Source organism: Halogeometricum limi, from assembly GCF_900115785.1.
Lineage (GTDB): Archaea > Halobacteriota > Halobacteria > Halobacteriales > Haloferacaceae > Halogeometricum > Halogeometricum limi.
In genome coordinates this window covers 49,471-67,559 of record NZ_FOYS01000005.1, presented here as the reverse complement: position 1 = coordinate 67,559, position 18,089 = coordinate 49,471, and the positions used below count along the sequence as shown (strand labels likewise).

Annotated in this window: 16 protein-coding genes and 1 pseudogene; 10 read left to right on the top strand and 7 right to left on the bottom strand. The window is 66.0% G+C overall.

Annotation, left to right across the window (positions count from 1 at the left end):
• The first annotated feature begins 29 nt into the window (after window positions 1-29).
• The 3 genes from BM282_RS14320 (at window position 30) to BM282_RS14310 (ending at window position 3,748) form a co-directional block, all read left to right on the top strand.
• Complete coding sequence (locus BM282_RS14320) at window positions 30-1,958, top strand: methyl-accepting chemotaxis protein (RefSeq protein ID WP_089882285.1); 1,929 nt, start codon at window positions 30-32, stop codon at window positions 1,956-1,958.
• 107 nt (window positions 1,959-2,065) lie between these two features.
• Entirely contained in the window at window positions 2,066-3,079 is a 1,014-nt protein-coding gene (locus BM282_RS14315) for a lysylphosphatidylglycerol synthase domain-containing protein (RefSeq protein ID WP_089882283.1), read from the top strand.
• Between the two features lie 87 nt (window positions 3,080-3,166).
• On the top strand, window positions 3,167-3,748 hold the full coding sequence (locus BM282_RS14310) for an NAD(P)/FAD-dependent oxidoreductase (protein ID WP_089882280.1): 582 nt from the start codon (window positions 3,167-3,169) through the stop codon (window positions 3,746-3,748).
• On the opposite strand, the gene BM282_RS14305 is transcribed toward BM282_RS14310, so the two are convergent.
• On the bottom strand, window positions 3,682-4,257 hold the full coding sequence (locus BM282_RS14305) for a TrmB family transcriptional regulator (protein WP_245758378.1): 576 nt from the start codon (window positions 4,255-4,257) through the stop codon (window positions 3,682-3,684). The genes BM282_RS14310 and BM282_RS14305 overlap by 67 nt on opposite strands.
• Before the next feature lie 148 nt (window positions 4,258-4,405).
• On the opposite strand from BM282_RS14305, the gene BM282_RS14300 reads away from it, so the two are divergent.
• Window positions 4,406-5,551 (top strand): Vms1/Ankzf1 family peptidyl-tRNA hydrolase, encoded by a 1,146-nt coding sequence (locus tag BM282_RS14300; protein ID WP_089882278.1) that lies wholly within the window; start codon window positions 4,406-4,408, stop codon window positions 5,549-5,551.
• A 25-nt stretch (window positions 5,552-5,576) separates the two neighbouring features.
• On the opposite strand, the gene BM282_RS14295 is transcribed toward BM282_RS14300, so the two are convergent.
• From BM282_RS14295 to BM282_RS14285, 4 genes and pseudogenes are all read right to left on the bottom strand, one after another.
• Window positions 5,577-6,053 (bottom strand): SHOCT domain-containing protein, encoded by a 477-nt coding sequence (locus BM282_RS14295; RefSeq protein WP_217642710.1) that lies wholly within the window; start codon window positions 6,051-6,053, stop codon window positions 5,577-5,579.
• 446 nt (window positions 6,054-6,499) lie between these two features.
• Window positions 6,500-6,854, bottom strand: a pseudogene (locus BM282_RS19045) (type II/IV secretion system ATPase subunit); the annotation flags it as partial.
• Window positions 6,855-7,128: 274 nt separating this feature from the next.
• Window positions 7,129-7,278, bottom strand: coding sequence for a hypothetical protein (locus BM282_RS18590; protein ID WP_175501557.1), 150 nt, complete (start codon window positions 7,276-7,278; stop codon window positions 7,129-7,131).
• Between the two features lie 89 nt (window positions 7,279-7,367).
• Window positions 7,368-8,855 carry an aldehyde dehydrogenase family protein gene (locus tag BM282_RS14285; RefSeq protein WP_089882272.1) on the bottom strand — a complete coding sequence of 496 codons (1,488 nt, stop codon included), beginning with the start codon at window positions 8,853-8,855 and terminating at the stop codon, window positions 7,368-7,370.
• Window positions 8,856-9,118: 263 nt separating this feature from the next.
• Here BM282_RS14285 and BM282_RS14280 point away from each other — a divergent pair, with 263 nt between their 5' ends.
• Window positions 9,119-9,361: a winged helix-turn-helix domain-containing protein gene (locus BM282_RS14280; RefSeq protein ID WP_089882787.1), complete on the top strand. Its 243-nt coding sequence runs from the start codon at window positions 9,119-9,121 to the stop codon at window positions 9,359-9,361.
• Window positions 9,362-9,379: 18 nt separating this feature from the next.
• Here the strand turns inward: BM282_RS14280 and BM282_RS14275 are convergent, their stop codons facing one another.
• Entirely contained in the window at window positions 9,380-11,437 is a 2,058-nt protein-coding gene (locus BM282_RS14275) for an amylo-alpha-1,6-glucosidase (protein WP_139229734.1), read from the bottom strand.
• A 105-nt stretch (window positions 11,438-11,542) separates the two neighbouring features.
• Between BM282_RS14275 and BM282_RS14270 the strand changes: the two genes are divergently transcribed.
• From BM282_RS14270 to BM282_RS14250, 5 genes are read left to right on the top strand one after another with little or no spacing between them, the layout of a single operon-like run.
• Window positions 11,543-12,865, top strand: coding sequence for an ABC transporter substrate-binding protein (locus tag BM282_RS14270; RefSeq protein WP_089882267.1), 1,323 nt, complete (start codon window positions 11,543-11,545; stop codon window positions 12,863-12,865).
• On the top strand, window positions 12,865-13,779 hold the full coding sequence (locus BM282_RS14265; protein ID WP_089882266.1) for a carbohydrate ABC transporter permease: 915 nt from the start codon (window positions 12,865-12,867) through the stop codon (window positions 13,777-13,779). The genes BM282_RS14270 and BM282_RS14265 overlap by 1 nt, the downstream gene beginning before the upstream one ends.
• A complete protein-coding gene (locus BM282_RS14260) occupies window positions 13,776-14,681 on the top strand; it encodes a carbohydrate ABC transporter permease (protein WP_245758377.1) in 906 nt (301 codons plus the stop codon). The genes BM282_RS14265 and BM282_RS14260 overlap by 4 nt, the downstream gene beginning before the upstream one ends.
• A 3-nt stretch (window positions 14,682-14,684) precedes the next feature.
• On the top strand, window positions 14,685-15,911 hold the full coding sequence (locus tag BM282_RS14255; protein ID WP_089882263.1) for an ABC transporter ATP-binding protein: 1,227 nt from the start codon (window positions 14,685-14,687) through the stop codon (window positions 15,909-15,911).
• Window positions 15,905-17,044, top strand: a complete 1,140-nt coding sequence (locus BM282_RS14250) for an ABC transporter ATP-binding protein (RefSeq protein ID WP_089882262.1) — start codon at window positions 15,905-15,907, stop codon at window positions 17,042-17,044. The genes BM282_RS14255 and BM282_RS14250 overlap by 7 nt, the downstream gene beginning before the upstream one ends.
• 63 nt (window positions 17,045-17,107) lie before the next feature.
• On the opposite strand, the gene BM282_RS14245 is transcribed toward BM282_RS14250, so the two are convergent.
• A complete protein-coding gene (locus tag BM282_RS14245; protein WP_089882260.1) occupies window positions 17,108-18,028 on the bottom strand; it encodes a DUF5995 family protein in 921 nt (306 codons plus the stop codon).
• Between the last annotated feature and the right edge of the window lie 61 nt (window positions 18,029-18,089).

Below are 18,089 nucleotides of genomic sequence, written 5' to 3'. Positions count from 1 at the left end.
ACTTTTCAAATGAATTCTTCTACGACAGTATGTCAACACCGACGGTTGGCGAGGGGTCTCACGAGCGGTACGCACGGCGCATTCGGCGAGCGGTGAGAGACGTCGTCAAGTACATCCCGCGGGGGAACACCATCCCCGAGGAGTCATGGAAGTCTCGTCACCGAAACATCACGCTGTTCATGCTGGCACACATCCCGTTCCTACTCGCTCTCGGGACGTACACCGGGACGGAACCGTACGTCACGGGAGCGACGTTCACGGCGGTACCGACGGAGTACGTTGGTCTGGGACTGGGTATCGTCGTCGGCCTCGGACTGCTTGCGCAGGTGCCGGCGTTTCCGCGACGGGTACGGACGGCGATAGTCTCTGTCGGGCTGGTGACGTGTTCTGCGCTGCTCGTCTACTTCTCCGGGGGGTTCATCGAGGCACACTTTCACTTCTTCGTCGTCGTGGGCGTCATCGCGGTGTACGAGGACTGGATGCCGTTCGTCGTCAGCATCCTCTACGTCGCGATTCAGCACGGCGCGTTCGGGATGTCGAATCCGGGGGCGGTGTACAACCACCCGGCCGCCGTCGCGAATCCAATGGGGTGGGGTATCGTCCACGCGGTGTTCGTCCTCGGCCTCTCCGCCGCGCTGATGACCAACTGGGTCTCCATCGAACGGTCGCGCGAACAGACGCGAGAACAGCTTCAGAACGTACGCGACAGCGAGGAGGCGAGAGCGGAGGTCGAACGGTTGAACGAGCGACTCGTCGTCCGGGCGGACGAACTCGCGACGGCGATGGACGCCGTCTCGAACGGCGATTTCACCGCTGAAGCACCCAACGAAGCGGACATCGTGGCAATAGCGGAGATAAACGACGCGTTCGACGAGATGCGGCACGAACTCTCGTCGACCGTTCTCGACATTCGGGCGTTCGCGTCGACCGTCGAAGGAACGACGCAGTCGGTGTACGACGACGCGGAGGAACTCGAACGGGACCAAGAGGCACTCGCGAGAGACGTTCGCGGGTTCGCGACGGACGTTCGCGAGCAGGCGAGCGACCTGGAGACCACGACCGACGAACTCACCTCACTGTCCGCCACTATCGAAGAGATAGCGGCGAACGCCGACGAGGTGGCCAGGGAAGCGAGCACCGCGGCGGACAGCAGCGAGTCCGGGAGTCGGACCGCGGCCGAGGCCGTCGAAGCCATAGAGCACGTCGAGGGCACGGTCGGTGACCTCGCCGACCTCGTCCGGTCGCTCGACACGCGGATGAACGACGTCGCAGACAGCACCGAACTCATCGAGGACATCGCGGACCAGACGAACGTGCTCGCACTCAACGCCAACATCGAGGCCGCACGCGCGTCCGACGGGAGCGAAGGGTTCGCCGTCGTCGCCGAAGAGGTCAAATCGCTCGCCGACGAGACGCAGCGTCACTCCGCGACCATCGGCGAGACGGTCGAAGCCACCGTCGAAGACGTAGAGCGCATCCAGCGAGCGATGAGCGAGACGAAAGCGCGGATAGAGACCGGCAAGACGACGATGACGGAAGCGGGCGACGCGTTCTCGGGACTCACCGAGACGGTCGAAGGAGTGGACGCCTCCGTCGAGACGGTGGCCGTCGCCACCGACGACGGCGCGCGAACGACCGAGGAAGTGGTCAACGCTATCGAACGAGTCGCAGAGCGTGCACGCGCTATCGCAGACGAGAGCGAGTCTCTCGCCGACCGGGCCGACGAGAGTGCGGCGACCATCTCGAAGATACGGTCTCGGTTAGAGAACCTCTCCGCGCAGACGGAATCGCTGAAGACGAGACTCGACTCGTTCGAGTGTGGTACGGTCGAGCGCGACGGGTCGGCAGAGAGCGGTCGGTCGGAAGAGAACAGTCGGTCAGCAGGGGGTAGCCGGTCGGTTAGCGACGACGCGGCACACGGCGTCGATGAGCGAGTCGCGTCTCGACCGTCGCGGTAGTCGCGGACGGAACCGTTTCGGTTCGCGCCCTCGCAGTCTATCACGCGTCCAACGGCGCACGGCCACGAGACGAAGTGCTTTTCGAGCGGTATCGCGGAGTCCGATTCGTGCGACGACTCACGCGGTTTCTGGTCGGCGTCGTCCTCGGTGCGTCGGCGTTCGCCGGCTACCTCGCGTTCGTCGGTGTCGACGACGTGCTCCGACGCGTCGGTGAAATCGCCCCGGCCGCCGTCGCAGTCGTCGTTCTCCTCGTCGCCGCCGAGGGTGCCGTCGACGGCGTCGGCGTCTGGGCGTCGGTTCGACCGCTCAAGGGAGGAGTCTCCGTCGCAAAGAGCGTGCAGTTCGCGCTGGCGGGCGACTTCTTCGACACGCTCAGTCCGGCCGGACCGGTGAGTTCCGAACCCATCATGGCGCGTTTCATCGGCGTCGAAACGGAGACGACGTACAGCGACGCACTCGCCGTCCGAGGCGTCGCGAAGTACGTGAAATCCGGCGCACAACTGCTCGTCTCGACGGCGTTGGCTGCCGTCGTCGTCGCGGGCGGGTCGTCTTCGCGAGTCGTCCTCGTCACTCTCGCCGGGGCCGCCGCCGCGTTGCTCTGTTTCGGCGTCGCCCTCGTCTGGTTCCGCTCGCAGGTCTCTCGCGGTGCCGTCCTCGCGCTGACCCCGGTGGTCCGCTGGCTCTCCTCGCTGTACCGTGACGACCCGTACGACGAACGAGTGGTCGAAGCGGCCGTCGAGCGGTTCTGGTCGCGCATCCTTCGGTTTCGGGACCGACCAGGGCTGCTCGCACTCGTCGCCGTCGGAGGCGTCGCAGAACAACTCCTCGTCGCGGCAGCGCTCTGGGTCGCACTCGCCGGGACGGGAACGACGGTATCGCTTCTCCCCATCGTCGCTATCGTCCCGTTGCCGCAGGCGTCGAGCATCGTCCCGATTCCGGGGAGTCTCGGCACCTACGACGTACTTCTCGGCGGTGCGCTCGCCGTCGTGACGGACGCGTCCCCGGCGTCGACGGCGGCGGCCGTCGTCGTCGTACGGACGATAACCCTGCCGTTCGGTCTCTCCGTCGGCGGCCTCTGCGTGGCCTTCCTCCGCGGGTGGCGGCCGACGGCGGGGGCCTGAGAGACGCCGTCTGCGTCCGGCGTTCGCGATACCGGCGAGTTCCTCTCCGGGAGGAACACATTTGTCACTATCGTGAGAGCAGGATGTATGGCACACGTCATCGTCGTCGGCGGCGGTCCCGCCGGGTTGAGCGCGGCCCTGTTCACGCAGAAGAACGGCATCGAGACTACCGTGTTCGACACGGACAAGACGTGGATGCACAAGGCGCACCTGTTCAACTACCCCGGAATCGGGTCGCAGGACGGGACGGTGTTTCTCGACACCCTCCGCCGACAGGTGGAGGCCTTCGGCGTCGAACGTCACGAGGCGGAGGTGACGGACGTCTCCGCGTCCGACGACGGGTTCACCGTGACGGCGGACGGCGAGGACCACGACGCCGACTACGTCGTCCTCGCGACGGGTGCGAACCGTGGCCTCGCCGAGTCGCTGGGGTGTGCGTTCGACGGCGACGTCGTCGACGTCGGCGTGACGATGGAGACGAGCGTCGAGGGCGCGTACGCGACGGGCGCGATGGTCCGCGCCGAGGAGTGGCAAGCCGTCATCGCCGCGGGCGACGGGGCGGCCGCCGCACTCAACATCCTCTCGACAGAGAAGGGCGAGAACTACCACGACTTCGACGTGCCGGGTGACGCCGACGAGGTGTTCAGCGCGATGGCCGACGAGGAGTGAGCGTCGCCCACGTAGACCGATACGCGGACGACGACGCCGCGGTCTCTGGCGGCCCGGAGTGCCGGCTCCAACGACTCCAGTTGCTCGAAGGTACCGGCGATTTCGACGACAGTCTCCGCGTCTTCGATGAGGGAACGGGCGTTCTCGGTGGCCGTCTCCGCGCGTTTCGTGACGCCGACGCGAGAGTCCATCCGCACCGGCGCTTCGTAACGCTCTCTGACCGCTATGGCGGCGTCGTTGAGGAGTTCGCCGCGCGTTTCTAAGTCGGCCATCGCCTCGGCCGGGTCGCACGGACGCACGTAGAGTTTCTCGCGGTCGATGGTCTCGGCGTAGCCTTTCGATTCTAAGCTTCGGAGTACGTCGTACACCTGCGAGACGGGAACGGAACTCTCGCGTCCGACCTCTATCGCCGGTGCGTACCCCATCTCCAGCAGTGTGAGGTAGGCGTCGGCCTGATACGAGGTGAGGTCGGCGTACTCCAACGCCCGTTCGAGCATCTCCCGTTCCATACGATGTCCCACTCTGTACCGACATTTGAACGCTTCGTCGGTCACGTCGAATCGGCGCCCACCGGGTACACCGAACGACCCTGAATGAACAGGCAGTAGTGAAATCCCCCCTCCGTTCGGTGCGGTCGTACGGAGCAAATTCACGCATATGTCTGCAGACCACGCCACACTTCGTCGACGAATCCACGCCGTTTCGGACGCGGAAGCCGACGACGACCGACTGTTGACGCTCGGCGTCGCCGCTGACGAGTCCGTCGGTGCGGTTCGAGAGCGAGTCGAAGAAGAGCGCGCGAAAGCCGAGTACATCGAGGAGGACAACACCGACCAGCACCGACGCGACGCGTTCGAGCGAGCGGTTCGCGTCCTCAGAAATTACGAGCAGACGCCGGAGCACGGCCTCGTCCTCTACGTCGGCGTCGTCGACGGCGACGTCGAGGACTACGTGTTCGACGACGTCTCCGGACTGGCCGTCGAGACGGCGTACTCGTTCGACAACGAGTTCGACGTCGAACCGTTGGAAGCGGCCGTCGCCCCACAGCAGACGTTCGGTCTCGTCGTCGTCGAACGCGGCGGGGCGGCACTCGGTCGACTGGACGGCGGGCGAGTGACCGACGCCGAACAGTTCGAAAGCGAGGTTCCCGGCAAGACGAGAGCGGGCGGCCAGTCCGCAGAGCGGTTCGAGAGGGAGCGAGAACGCGCGAAAGAGGAGTTCTTCGAACGCGTCGGCGAAGCGGCGTCGCGCCGGTTTCTCGACGCGTCGTCGGGAGGCGGAGACAGCGAATCGACCGCGGACCCGAACGACGGGGCGGCCACGCCGAGCGTCGACGGCGTCCTCGTCGGGGGCACCGCGGTCACCGCCGACCAGTTCTGCGACGGCGACTACGTCGATTCCCGCCTCGACGACGCCGTCCTCGGCGACCCCATCCCCGTCGAGTACGCGACCGAACAGGGACTGAGCACGCTGGCCGAACGCGGTGCGGACCGACTCGAGGAACTCGAACGTCGAGCGCCGGAGGCGGCCTTGGAAGCGTTCTTCGAGGCGCTCTCCGACGAGGCGGCGGAGAACGAGGTTCGGTACGGCGACGACGGCGTCGGCGAAGCCTTAGAGTACGACGCCGTGGAGACGGTACTCGTCTCCGAGGCCGTCGAGGTGGAACGACTGCGCGCGTTCGAAGAACGCACGACCGAACAGGGCGGCGAACTCACCGTCGTCCCCGTGGACGTAGAGCGAGGCGAACAGTTCGTCGAGGCGTTCGAGGGCGTCGGCGCGTTCCTCCGGTTCCCGCTGGAGTGAGGTCGAACCGACGGAACCGACCGCGTCAGTTGTCGGCCGACTCGCGTTCACGGTCCCGTGGGGAGGGACGGTGCGAGTGCGACGCGGACGACGCGGCCGATGCGGACGATGCGGACGGCGGGGGTGCACCGACGGACCGCGTCTCCGACAGTTCGACGAGTGAGTCGACGCGCCGTTCGAACTCCGCGTCGTCTATCTCGCCGGCCGCGTATCGCCCTTTGAGCGTCGCGAGCGGGGAGTCCGAATCGGCGTTCGTCCGGGCGAGGCCCGAGTCAGGCGCGAGGAGGACCGTCGCCGCGACTGCCGGGAGCGTGACCGCGAGGATGCCGAACACGAGGATGATGAGGTTGTACACCATCCCGGACTTCACGCCGGACGAGACGGCGAACGCGCCGTACATGGCGAGTGGGCCGCCGACGGCGGCGAGTGCGGCGACGACGCGCCGCCACCGACGACTGTCGGGAGTGTATCTGGCGAGGAGGGACGAGCGGCGTGGACTCATGTCTACGAAAGCGTGTTTTTACAGCGACAAATCCGTTTCGGTGCGTCGATTTCAGCCCGTCTCCGCTCGGTTCTCCGAGAGCGTCACGAGGACGACGGCGTCCTGCAAGTCGAACGCCCCGCTCTCGGGGTCGGTGGAACCCAACTCGAGCAGGTAGATGGCCTGGTTCGGTGCGAGCGAGAGGGTGTCCGTCTCATCGTCGACGTACGGGCGGAGGAACGCCTCCGCGGACCCTTGGTCTTTGTAGCCGTCGACGTCGGGGAGCAGGACGACCTGTGCGGAGCCGGCGCTGTCCGTCGAATCGACGCTCCGGATGAACCCCCCGAGGTCCGCCGACGCGACGACGCCGATTTCCTCGCCGGCGTCGCGACTGACCGTGTACGCGCGGGTCTCCCCGTCGTTGACGTCCGCGGGCCACGGGGCCGTCCTCTCGTCGTCGACGCGGAACTCCACGGACACGGGGACGCCGTCGCCGTCGCAGGAGATGTCCTCGATGGCGCCGTCGCGCATGATGGGGTCGATGGGACCGTAGTCGAGGAAGTCCCGCAGGAGATAGTAGAGCAGTTTGTGGAGGGACCCGGCCTCGACGGTGGCGGCGTGTTCGGCGATGACGGCCTTCGATTCCGCCTCGAAGACGGCCGTTCGGTCGCGCGTCCGGTCGATGTCGCGGGAGAGGAGGTTGTTGCGGAGCGCCTTCGTCAGGTCGTCGCGGACGTACGACTCGAACTCGTCGAGGACGGGTTCGGAGACGTGGTAGCGGACGGACTTCGGCGACTCGTCGTACAGGATGGAGACGAACGCGTCGTCGGGAACGTCGGCGAAGGAGTTCGGACAGCCAGTAGCGGTCGAGGCGCTGAAACGTCCGGGGTACGGCGTCGTCGCCGTGCAACAGGCCTCTGACCCAGTCGTCCATCTCCGCTCTGAAGCGCCAGTAGGCGCTCATCGTGTTCCGGGCGTTCACCGAGAGGTAGAGACGGAACCGAAGCGATTCGCCGTCGTCGGTGCGGTACTGACGCGCGATAGCCCGGATTTCGTCGCGCTTCCTTCGAATATCGGTTTCGTGTTTTACCACCTCTCAGAACGTGACCTCGGTCCCCTGAGTGAGGCCCTCGTTCTCCTTCGTCCGAGCGACGGCGAGGTAGACGTAGACGCGTTCGGGACCGAACTCACAGTAGGAGGTGAGGTCTGCAAAGGGGGTGTCGTCCGGTTCCTCGGCGTCGTCCATACGCGGCCGACGTGTCGGGCCGCGTTAACGGTTCGGGAGGGGTGCGACTCCACGTCGACGCGGAGCGAGGGACGGGTCTAACCGCCGCCTCAGAACGGGTACTCCCGCTCTTCTCGCTGCACCGATATCCACTTCGTCTCGGTCAGTGTTTCGAGGATGGTCTCGCTGTTGTAGCCACCCATTCCGGAAGCGTTCGTCCCCGAGAAGGGAACGTGCGCCTCGTCATTTATCGGTTGGTCGTCGATGTGGACGTGGCCCGTGTCCATCCGGTCGGCGATGTCCATCGCGGTGTCGAGGTCACCGGCGTGGACCGACCCCGAGAGGCCGTACTCGGTGTCGTTGGCTATCGCGACGGCTTCGTCGACGTCCGAGAACGGGATAACCGGGGCGATGGGCCCGAAGTGTTCGTTGCACGCGGCGGCCATCTCGTTCGTCACACCCGAGAGGACGGTGGGTTCGACGACCAGCGAGTCCTCGACGCCCACGTCGACGGTACCGCCGCCGGTTTCGAGCGTCGCCCCCGCGTCGACCGTCTCCTCGACGTAGTTCAACATCTCGTCCCGTTGGGACTCGTCGACGATGGGCCCGACGACGGTGTCGGCGTCGTGTGCGCTTCCCGTCGGCAGTCCCTCGGCGCGTTCGACGAGTCGCTCGACGTACTCGTCGTAGACGCTCTCGTGAACCACATGCCGGTTTATCGAGATGCAGACCTGTCCCTGATGGACGAACGACCCGAATACGGCGCTGTCGACTGCGGCGTCTACGTCGGCGTCCGCCGTGACGACGTGAGCGTTGTTGCCGCCGAGTTCCATCGCCTGGACGGCGAGGTTCTCCGCGGCGGTGGCGGCGACGCCGCGTCCGACGTCGGTGGACCCGGTGAACGCGACGGCGTCGCTCTCGGGGTGGCCCGCCACGCGGTCACCGATGTCAGACCCGCGGCCGGTGACGACGTTGAGAACGCCGTCCGGCAGACCCGCTTTCTCGAACAGTTTCGCCAGGAGGAGACCACCCGTGACGGGCGTGTTCGAGGCGGGTTTGAGAACGACGGTGTTCCCGAGGGCGATGGCCGGTGCGACGGCGCGGAGCGAGAGGTTGAGCGGGAAATTCCACGGCGAGATGGCCGTAACGACGCCCTTCGGCACTCGCTTGACGATGTTCTCCTTCCCCGGGATGTTCGACTCGCGGTGTTCGCCTTTCACGCGCTTCGGATACGTCGCCGCCTCGCTGGTGTGGTCTTTCGATATCTGGACCGAGGTTCGTCCCATCACTTCCGTCCCGCCCGCCTCCGTCGCGAGGAGTTCGACGACGTCGTCTTCGTGTTCGTCGAGGAGTCGGGTCACCTCGCGTATCACTTCGGCGCGGCGGGCGGGCGGTTGCGCGGCCCACTCGTCCTGTGCGGCCGCCGCCGCCTCGTACGCGGCGTCCACGTCCGAGTCGGTGGCTGCCGGGACGTGCGTAACGGTTTCGCGCGTCGAGGGGTCTTCGACGGCGAGTTCGTCGTCTCCGTCTGCGGTTCGCCACTCGCCGTCGACGTAGAGCGCGTTCCAGTCGGCGTCTATCGAGAGGTCGGCGGGCATGATAACGCATCGTACGGCCGACAGGATAAAATCCGGGACGGAATCAGCGAGGACGCGCGGGAGCGGTACGTTCAAGTATCGAGTCGCGTGCAAGCTCGCTGAACTGTCACGTTCGATGCGGGGTCGGTGACAGCGGTGTAACCGGGTGGCACGGGTGTCCTAGAACGGCTATATTGGATGAGTCCGTAGTGTGGTCCGTGAGTCCTCGGGTCGAACCGGAGCAGTCGTCCGTGGACGCCCGAAATCGAACCGAACACACCTCTATGTCTCAAGCCCAACAATCAACCACGTCGATTGCTGACCTTCCCCCGAGTGCAAAGTTCGTCAACTACGTCCTCGAACAGGAGTCGCATCTGACGCAGGGCGAACTGACCGAACGAACGCAACTCTCCTCGCGGACGGTCCGCGGCGCACTCCGGAAACTCGAAGAGGCCGACATCGTCCACGAGGACGTCTGCCTCCGCGACGCCAGAAAGCGCGTCTACTCGCTGGAAGCATCCGACTGAGGGGCGCTTCATTCGAATCTACGACCGAACGGCACCGAACACGTCGACCGCACGGGGGGCGAACCGTGCCGGCGTTCGACCAGCGGAGACGCCGTCTCCGTCCGCGGAGACGTCGAACGACGCCCGAAGGAACGCGAACGGCGCGCCCGCGGCCCACGCTTGAGGCGTACACGCCGCCGGATACTCGACGGGCGCTCGGTCGTCTCCGAATCCGCAGTACAGTTCCGGAAGCCGGTCGTGTGCGAGGTGCGCCGTCGCGTCGAGGACGTCCGTCGCGAGTCGTTCCGCCGCGTCGCCGTAGCCGTACCGAGAGAGGCCGAGTGCGACGAGCGACGTGTCGTGGGGCCAGACGCCGCCCGCGTGGTACGAGACGGGCGAGTAGCCCGCATCGTCCGGACTCATCGTTCTGACGCCCCACCCGGACGAGAGGGGGCCGTCCGCGAACGTCGACGCCACCGAATCGGCTCGCGACTCGGGGATAGTGCCCGTCCAGAGACAGTGGCCGACGTTCGAGGTGACGGCGTCGACGATTCTGCCGTCTCCCTGTTTCGCCAGCCCGTAGAACGACCGCTCGGGTAGCCAGAACTCCTCGTCGAACGCGCGTTCGATGGCCGCGGCGCGGTCGCGGTACGTCGAAAGCGGGTGTTCCGTCTCCGTCTCCACGCCCTCGGCCGCCGCCAGTCGTTCGAGGAGCGTCGCGCCCTCGTCGAGTGCGCTGGCGGCGTACCCCTGTACCTCGGCGAGAGCGAGCGGTCTGTCCGCGACGGTTCCGTCCGCGAACCGGACGCTGTCGGCGGTATCTTTCCACGCGTTGTGGTCGAGGACGCCGTCGTCGCCGTAGTAGAGGAACGGGTCGTCCGTCGTGTCGTCGCTCGTGCGGAGAATCCACGCCAGTGCGTCGGCCAACGCGTCGGCGAGTTCCGTCGCCAACGAGTCGTCGCCGCGCCACCGACACGCCTCGGCGAGGAGCGTGACCCACAGTGGCGTCGCGTCGACCGTGCCGAAGTACGGCGTGTGAGGAACCCGGTTGCGCGCGGCGAGTTCGCCGTGGCGAATCTCGTGGAACAGTTTCCCCGGTTGCTCGCCCGTCGACGCCACGTCGTCGCGTCCGCGGTGGGCCGCGAAGTATCGGAGCGTCCCTTCGACGAGTTCGGGAGCGACTCCGACCGTCTGGTGCGCCGTGAGCAGTGCGTCGCGGCCGAACGGAGTGACGAACCACGGCGTGCCCGCCAACGGAACCGGGCCCTGCGGTGTCTCCGTCGTCAACGCGGTGAGGTCCGCCGCCGCCCGTTCGAAGACCGCATCGTACTGCGGGTCTCCGGTCTCGACGGCGGGAATCGAAACTGGTGGCGTCCGCGTCGGGAGCGACGCCCCGGACGCCTCGGCCGACTCGCCCGATTCGCCGACTCGGACGGCGAACGGCAGTTCCGCCGTCTCCTGCGGGCCGACGCGGAGCGAGAACGTGGCCGTCGTCGAAGAGAGGTCGTCCGGTATCGCGGCGAACGAGACGAGGGACGTTCGGCTGACTCGCTCGCCGTCCGCCGTCTCGAAGTCGTACCGGAACGTGACCGAGCGGTCGCCGACGCTCGTCCGAACGGTCCGGTCGACGTCGCTGCCGAACCCCCGCACCTCGAACAGGTCGGCGAAGTCGACGGCGAACCGAACCCGAACGGTCAGCGACGTCGGCGACGCCGAGTGGTTGGAGAGCGCCACCGTCTCCGCGTAGCCCGCACCCTCGTGGACGGACTGTCGTCGCTCGACGACGAGTTCGGTGTGTTTCGGGACGTTCTGGTCGTGCATCTCGTTGACCGACGGACCGGCAGTCGCGAGCGTGACCGTCCGCGCGTTCGCCGCGTCCAACGTCTCCCCGATGGGCGTCACCGTCGCTCCGACCACGTCCACCGCGAGCGACGAGAGATGTCGCGTGTCTCTGTGGTACAACCCGCCTTCCGGACCGAGCGTCGTCGCGTCCGTCCCGACGAAGAAACTGTATCCGTCGACGAGCGTCTCTAACGGCATCTGTACACCCCCCTCGCGGACCTCCGCGACGTCGATTCGCCCTCGCGAACGCGGCACATAGCTGTTGACTACGGAGCGACCGAATTAACTCTTGCGGGTAACAACAACTACGAGTAGTTGTTCTGCGTTAGATTTATCACGAACGATGTACATGGTTGCCGCATGACGTACTCTGACCGACTGACGAGACGGAACGTGCTCCGAGCGGGGACGGTCGGCCTCGCCGGAGGGCTGGCAGGCTGTGTCGGGAGTTTCGGCGGAGGCGGTAGCGGTGGGTCGGCGGACGCAATACAGTACTGGAACATCCACAACGGCGACGACTTCCGCGGCCCGATAAACGAAATCGTCGCGAGTTTCGAGGAGAGTAGCGGGACGACGGTCGAAGCGCGCTACATCGACAACGACGCCATCGCAGAGCAGATTTCGAGCGCCGTCGCGTCGAACACGCTTCCGACCGTGGGTCTTCTCGCCATCCAGACCATCCAGCGTCTGGGTGCGGACGGGTCGCTCGCTCCCGAGAGCACCACGCAAGTCGTCGAAGAGATAGGGAAAGACGACTTCCGTGAGGGGCCGCTGAAGTTCATGAGTTCGGGCGACGGCGGCTACTACGGCGTCCCCGCCGATGCGTGGGTGCAGGGAATCTGGTACCGAAAGAGCGCGTTCGAGGAGGAGGGCCTCGAACCGCCGGTGACGTGGGACGCCATCTTGGAGGCCGCAGAGACGTTCCACGACCCGGACAACGACGTGTATGGAATCGGATTCGGGACGAAGGTGACGGCCTACGCCCGGCAGTGCTTCACGCAGTTCGCGCAGTCGAACGACGCCCGCGTCCTCGACGCCGACGCCAACGTCGTCTTCGACTCCCAAGAGATGATAGAGGCACTGCAGTTCCTCGCGGACCTCGGCGAGTTCGTCCCCGGCGCCGTCTCGTTCGAGGACACGCGGAACCTCTACGGCAACGAGCAAGAGCACATGTTCATGTACTCGTCGTACCTCCTCCCCGACTTACTGGCCGACGAGGGCGAGGAGATGGTCTCCGACACGGGTCTGGCCCCCGCGACGGAGAAGAAGCGGCGCAGCACGTACGGACAGGTGCTCGGACACTGCATCTTCGGGAAGTCCGACGCGAAACAGCAGACCGGGCGAGACTTCCTGAATCACGTGATGAGCGACGACCAGTACGTCAAGTGGGTCCACACGAACCCCGGCGGGACGATGCCCGTGCTGAAGTCCACCTCCGAGAGCGAGGCGTACCTCGACAACGAAATACTCTCCGCGTGGAGCGACACCATCGAACAGATATCGTCCGCGCTCGGCAACATCGACCGGTTCGACTTCGTGGACGGGACCCTGCTGCCCGAGTTCGGGCAGATATCCGGCAACTCGCTCGTCGCCGAAGCGGTCAACCGCGTCGTCATCAAAGGCCACGCGCCCGACACCGTCGCGAAAGAGCAAGCGGAGAAGATGCGTAACGCCCTCTCGTGATGTCGGTCCGAGAGGTCACCGCATCGCTGTTCGGCGAGTACACGGAGAGCCCCGTCGACCGACGAGAGGCGTTGCTCGGCATCGTTCTCATCCTCCCGGCGGTCGTCCTCATCGGAGGCGTCATCCTGTACCCCATCGCTTACAACGTCTACCTGAGTTTCACGACGGTTCCGCTGAACCCGGACCGCGCGCCCGAGTGGGTCGGACTCGCGAACTACGTCGAACTGCTCGCGTCCCGCCGGTTCTGGTCGGCGTTCACCACGACGGTCACGTTCACCGTCGGAACCACCGTCCTCTCGACGGTCGTCGGCCTCGGCGTCGCACTCCTGTTCGACAGGGAGTTTCGCGGCAGGCGGTTCGCCCGCGGACTCGTCTTACTGCCGCACGTCACGCCCATCATCGCCGTCGCGTTCGTCTGGCAGTTCATGCTCAGTCCGCTCTGGGGGACGATACCGAACGTCCTCGCCGACTGGGGACTGTACAGCACCCGCGTCGGCCTGTTAGAACGGGGGTCGACGGCGCTCCCGGTGGTCATCGTCTTCGCCGCGTGGCGGAACTTCCCGTTCGCGTTCCTGCTGTTCGTGGCTCGCTTGCAGGCCATCCCCGAGTCGATGTACGAGGCGGCCCGCATCGACGGCGCGGGCGCGATAGCGCAGTTCAAAGACATCACCCTCCCGGAACTGAAGGGGACCATCGCCATCGTCGTCCTCCTCCGGTTCATCTGGGAGTTCAACACGTTCGCGGAGGTGTGGCTTCTCACCAGACAGATTCTGACGCTGCCCATCTTCGCCTACCAGACGGCGTTCGCCAACTTCGAGCAGGGCCTCGGGGCGGCAATCTCGCTGCTGCTGTTTCTCGTGCAAGCGCTGTTCGTCGTCGGCTTCGTGCTGTTGTTCGGAGAGGATAAGGTATGATATCGTTCGTCGCAAGCGTCGCCCGCGAGTCCGTGACCGGCCTCAGACTACTCCGCCGACAGGTCCGGAGCGACACCAGACTCCGGCGTGCCGGGTTCTACGCGAGTCTCGGACTCACGCTCTTGGTGTCGCTGTTCCCGTTCTACGTGATGTTCGCGACGAGCATCACCACCGACGACGCCATCTACGTCAACAACCCCTCGCTGTTGCCGAGAGAAGTCACCCTGTCACAGTACGCGGTGCTCTTCAGTTCGGAGACGTTCGCGTTCACGACGTACTTCGTCAACAGCGCCATCGTCGCCACCGTCACCGCGACGTTCTCGCTTTTCGTCGGCGTCATCGGCGCGTACAGTTTCACGCGATTGTCGTACCCCGGGAACACGCTGATTCGGCGCGGCGTCGTCGTCGTCTACATGCTGTCGGCCATCACGGTGGTCGTTCCGCTGTTCCAACTCATCGCCCGCCTCGGACTGGTCGACACCCGCCTCAGTCTGTTCATCACGTACACCGTGAGCACGCTTCCGCTCACGCTCTACATGCTCTGGAACTACTTCGAGAGTCTGCCCGTCGCCATCGAGGAGGCGGCGATGCTGGACGGCTACTCGCGCGTCGAGACCATCTTCCGCGTCGTCGTCCCCCTCTCGCTTCCGGTCCTCGTGGCGACGTTCCTCTTCGCGTTCAAAATAGCGTGGAACGAGTACATCTTCGCGTCGGTGTTCCTGAAGTCGCAGGCGAAGCTGACGCTCCCCATCGGTATCGAGCAGATGAACGCCGACTTCTCGAACGTCTGGGGGCAGATAATGGCCGCGTCGTTCCTCACGACGCTCCCCATCGTCGTGATGTTCCTCTACTTGGAGAAGTACATGGTCGAAGGACTGACCGCGGGGGCGGTGGAGGGCTGACCGATGCAAGAACAGGACAGAGACACGCGTTCGTCCGCCGACGGAACCGAGAGACCGCACCGCGACGACCGAACGCCGACCGACGGCGTGGTCGGTGAGGCGGGCGGCGAGACGGTCGAACTGTCGTCGCTCTCGAAGCGGTTCGGCGACGAGGAGGCCGTCGACGGCGTCTCGCTCTCCATCTCGGAGGGAGAGTTGCTCGTCCTCCTCGGCCCCTCCGGATGCGGCAAGACGACCACCCTCAGGATGATTGCGGGACTAGAGAGCGTCAGCGGTGGCTCCGTCGCCATCGGCGGCGTCGACGTTTCCGAACACCCGCCGCAGGACCGCGACGTGGCGATGGTGTTCCAGAACTACGCGCTCTACCCGCACAAGACCGTCCGCGAGAACATCCGGTTCCCCCTCCGGAAGACCGACCTGTCGAAGGCCGAGCAACGGGAACGAATCGAGTCGACGGCCGCCTTGCTCGACATCGCCGACCTCTTGGACAAGGAACCGGCGGCGCTCTCGGGCGGACAGCGACAGCGAGTCGCCATCGGCCGGGCCATCGGTCGCGAACCCTCGGTGCTCCTGATGGACGAACCGCTGTCGAACCTCGACGCGAAACTCCGCGTCCGAACGCGGTCGGAACTCCGGAGCCTCCAGCAGCGACTCGGAATCACGACGGTGTACGTCACCCACGACCAGGAGGAGGCGATGAGCATCGCCGACCGCATCGCCATCATGAACGACGGGCGCGTCGAACAGGTAGGCACGCCGGAGGAGGTGTACGAAGACCCCACGTCGGCGTTCATCGCCGGCTTCCTCGGCGACCCGTCGATGAACCTCCTCCCGACGAGCGTCGGGCCGTCTCGGGACGGCGACACCGGCGGGACGGAACGCGGAGACGAACTGGCCGCGGGTCTCGCGGCCGCCGTCCCCGACGACGCCGCGCGAGTCGGCGTCCGGCCCGAGGACCTCTTCCTCGTCGACGGGTCGGGGAGCGTCGTCGGAGACGGCCCCGCGAACGTCTCCGACGTCTACGACTGCGACGTGCACGTCGTCGAACCCATCGGCCGCGCGTACGAACTGACGCTCTCGACGGCCGCCGGTCCGGTGGTCCTCCGGGCGCGGACGGTTCCCGACGAACTCCGAGGCAGAGACCGAGTAGGTGTCGTCTACGACCGAGACTCGCTGTACGCGTTCGACGCGGACGGCGGCAGACTCCGGCGAGGTGGGAACGGATGGTAGAACTCGTCCTCGACGCGGTGACGAAGCGATACGACGACGCACAGGGGACGGAACTGGCCGTCGACGAGGTGTCCGTCACCGTCGAAGACGAACTCCTCGTCCTCCTCGGTCCCTCGGGGTGCGGCAAGACGACGACGCTCCGGATGATTGCGGGGTTGGAGACGGTGACGGAGGGTCGCATCTCCATCGAGGGGCGCGACGTGACCGACCTACACCCGAGCGAACGCTCCTTGGCGATGGTGTTCCAGGACTACGGCCTCTACACGACGATGTCGGTTCGGAAGAACATGGCCTACGGACTGAAGCACTCGACGGACCTCTCGAAGGCAGAACGAGACGAGCGAGTGCAGGAGATGGCCGAGATGTTCGGCATCGAAGCGCTCCTCGACAGAGACGTGACCGACCTCTCCGGCGGACAGAAGCAACGCGTCGCACTCGGCCGCGCGATGGTCCGCGAACCCGACGTGTTCCTGTTGGACGAACCCCTCGCGAGCCTGGACGCGAAACTCCGCTCTGAGATGCGGACGGAACTCCAGCAACTGCAGAACGACCTCGACATCACGACGGTGTACGTCACCCACGACCAGAAGGAGGCGATGACGATGGCCGACAGAGTGGCCGTCATGAACGACGGCGTCCTCCGGCAACTCGGCCCGCCCGAAGCGGTGTACGAGAACCCGGTCGACCGCTTCGTCGCCGACTTCCTCGGCAATCCGGCGATGAACCAACTCCCGGCGACGGTCGACAGACGGGGGGACGAGTACGTCCTCCGCGCGGACGTCGGTGACGGCCGAATCGCGTTCGCGTCGGTCCCGCGAGACGACTTCGACGTGCGCGACGGCGACCACGTGACGGTAGGCGTCAGGCCCGAGCACCTCCGGTTAGACGACGCGAGCGCCGACTTCGAAGCCGCAGTCACCGTCAGCGAGTACCAAGGAAACGACAACTTCGTCCACATGAGCGTCGGAGAACGCGACCTCACGGCCGTCGTGCCGCCGTCGGTTCGACCCGCCGCGGGCGACACCGTCGCCGTCTCCGTGCCTCCGAATCACATCCACGTGTTCGACGGGGAGACGGGCGCGTCGGTTCGGACGTCGTCCGAGTCGCGGCCAGCGCCGGAGTCGGAGACGTAGCGCGGACGGGCGAGCGCTGAGGAACGACACGCGGACGGAAGACGACGGAGCGAGCGAGGTGGACTACGCGGAGACGGCCGCGTCGAGGCGGCGTTCGAGGACGTCGAGCATCTCCGCCTCGCCGCGGACGCGTTCCACGCGTCGAAGCGCCCGAAGCACGGTCGGGTCGAGACCGGGAGAACGGACGAGAGATGCACCGCCGACGGCGGTCGCACGGAGAGTCCATCGCGCGTATCGCTCGACCGGTAGCCACTCGAAGTCCGTCAGCACCACCGCGATTCGCCACGCCTGGATTCGGCCCTCGGTCAGCGCGTGGTACGAGACCGTCTCGTCGAACCGGCCGAGGGCCGCGTCGACGTCGGCGATTCCCGGCGCGTAGAGTTCCGTCAGCGCGTCCTGTTGGGCGTCGACGAGACGTAGCAAGACGTCGTCGACGCCGACGTGGTCGGCGTACTTCCCGCGCCGGTCGGGGTCGATTCGAACGTCGCAAAGCGCGAGTGCGAGGTCGTAGTTGATGTGTGCGTTGATGCCGAGGAAGGCGTCCTGAACGACGAGGTTGTCGCCGGTGACCGCCGTCCCGAAGGCGATTCGCCACGGGTCGGGCACCGCGTCGAACCGACCGCGTTCGAAGGCCGAGAACGCCCGTCGGTAGTACTCCGCGAACGAGACGACGTAGGCTCGCATCCACGCCGCGTCCGAGAACGCACCGTCCTCGATACCCCGTTGCATCTCGCGCGTCATGCGAGCGTAGACGGTGAGAAACACGGCTCTCCGGTCGTTCCGTTCTCGCAGTCGCTCCTCCAGACGGTCGAGGCGCGTCCGGACGTCGGCGACCGATTCGAACGGCCGGTCGGTGAGTTCGACCAGTTCGGAGTCCGTCGCGTGGTCTCGCTCCCACGCGCCCGTCCGGACGCGGAGCGCTCGGTTCATCGCTCGAAGCCGTCTACGGTCGACCAACCCGAGCAGTTCGGTGTACTGCGGCATACGTTCGCGAACGCTAGCGACGACGCCTCGGACCGATATGTAGCTAGCGACGGCCCGAGAG

Excerpts from the sequence above, each read along its gene's own strand:
- BM282_RS14320 (WP_089882285.1), top strand. The coding sequence starts at position 30 with ATGTCAACACCGACGGTTGGCGAGGGGTCTCACGAGCGGTACGCACGG.
- BM282_RS14310 (WP_089882280.1), top strand. The coding sequence starts at position 3,167 with ATGGCACACGTCATCGTCGTCGGCGGCGGTCCCGCCGGGTTGAGCGCG.
- BM282_RS14305 (WP_245758378.1), bottom strand. The coding sequence starts at position 4,257 with ATGGAACGGGAGATGCTCGAACGGGCGTTGGAGTACGCCGACCTCACC.
- BM282_RS14300 (WP_089882278.1), top strand. The coding sequence starts at position 4,406 with ATGTCTGCAGACCACGCCACACTTCGTCGACGAATCCACGCCGTTTCG.
- BM282_RS14295 (WP_217642710.1), bottom strand. The coding sequence starts at position 6,053 with ATGAGTCCACGCCGCTCGTCCCTCCTCGCCAGATACACTCCCGACAGT.
- BM282_RS18590 (WP_175501557.1), bottom strand. The coding sequence starts at position 7,278 with ATGGACGACGCCGAGGAACCGGACGACACCCCCTTTGCAGACCTCACC.
- BM282_RS14285 (WP_089882272.1), bottom strand. The coding sequence starts at position 8,855 with ATGCCCGCCGACCTCTCGATAGACGCCGACTGGAACGCGCTCTACGTC.
- BM282_RS14280 (WP_089882787.1), top strand. The coding sequence starts at position 9,119 with ATGTCTCAAGCCCAACAATCAACCACGTCGATTGCTGACCTTCCCCCG.
- BM282_RS14270 (WP_089882267.1), top strand. The coding sequence starts at position 11,543 with ATGACGTACTCTGACCGACTGACGAGACGGAACGTGCTCCGAGCGGGG.
- BM282_RS14265 (WP_089882266.1), top strand. The coding sequence starts at position 12,865 with ATGTCGGTCCGAGAGGTCACCGCATCGCTGTTCGGCGAGTACACGGAG.
- BM282_RS14260 (WP_245758377.1), top strand. The coding sequence starts at position 13,776 with ATGATATCGTTCGTCGCAAGCGTCGCCCGCGAGTCCGTGACCGGCCTC.
- BM282_RS14255 (WP_089882263.1), top strand. The coding sequence starts at position 14,685 with ATGCAAGAACAGGACAGAGACACGCGTTCGTCCGCCGACGGAACCGAG.
- BM282_RS14250 (WP_089882262.1), top strand. The coding sequence starts at position 15,905 with ATGGTAGAACTCGTCCTCGACGCGGTGACGAAGCGATACGACGACGCA.
- BM282_RS14245 (WP_089882260.1), bottom strand. The coding sequence starts at position 18,028 with ATGCCGCAGTACACCGAACTGCTCGGGTTGGTCGACCGTAGACGGCTT.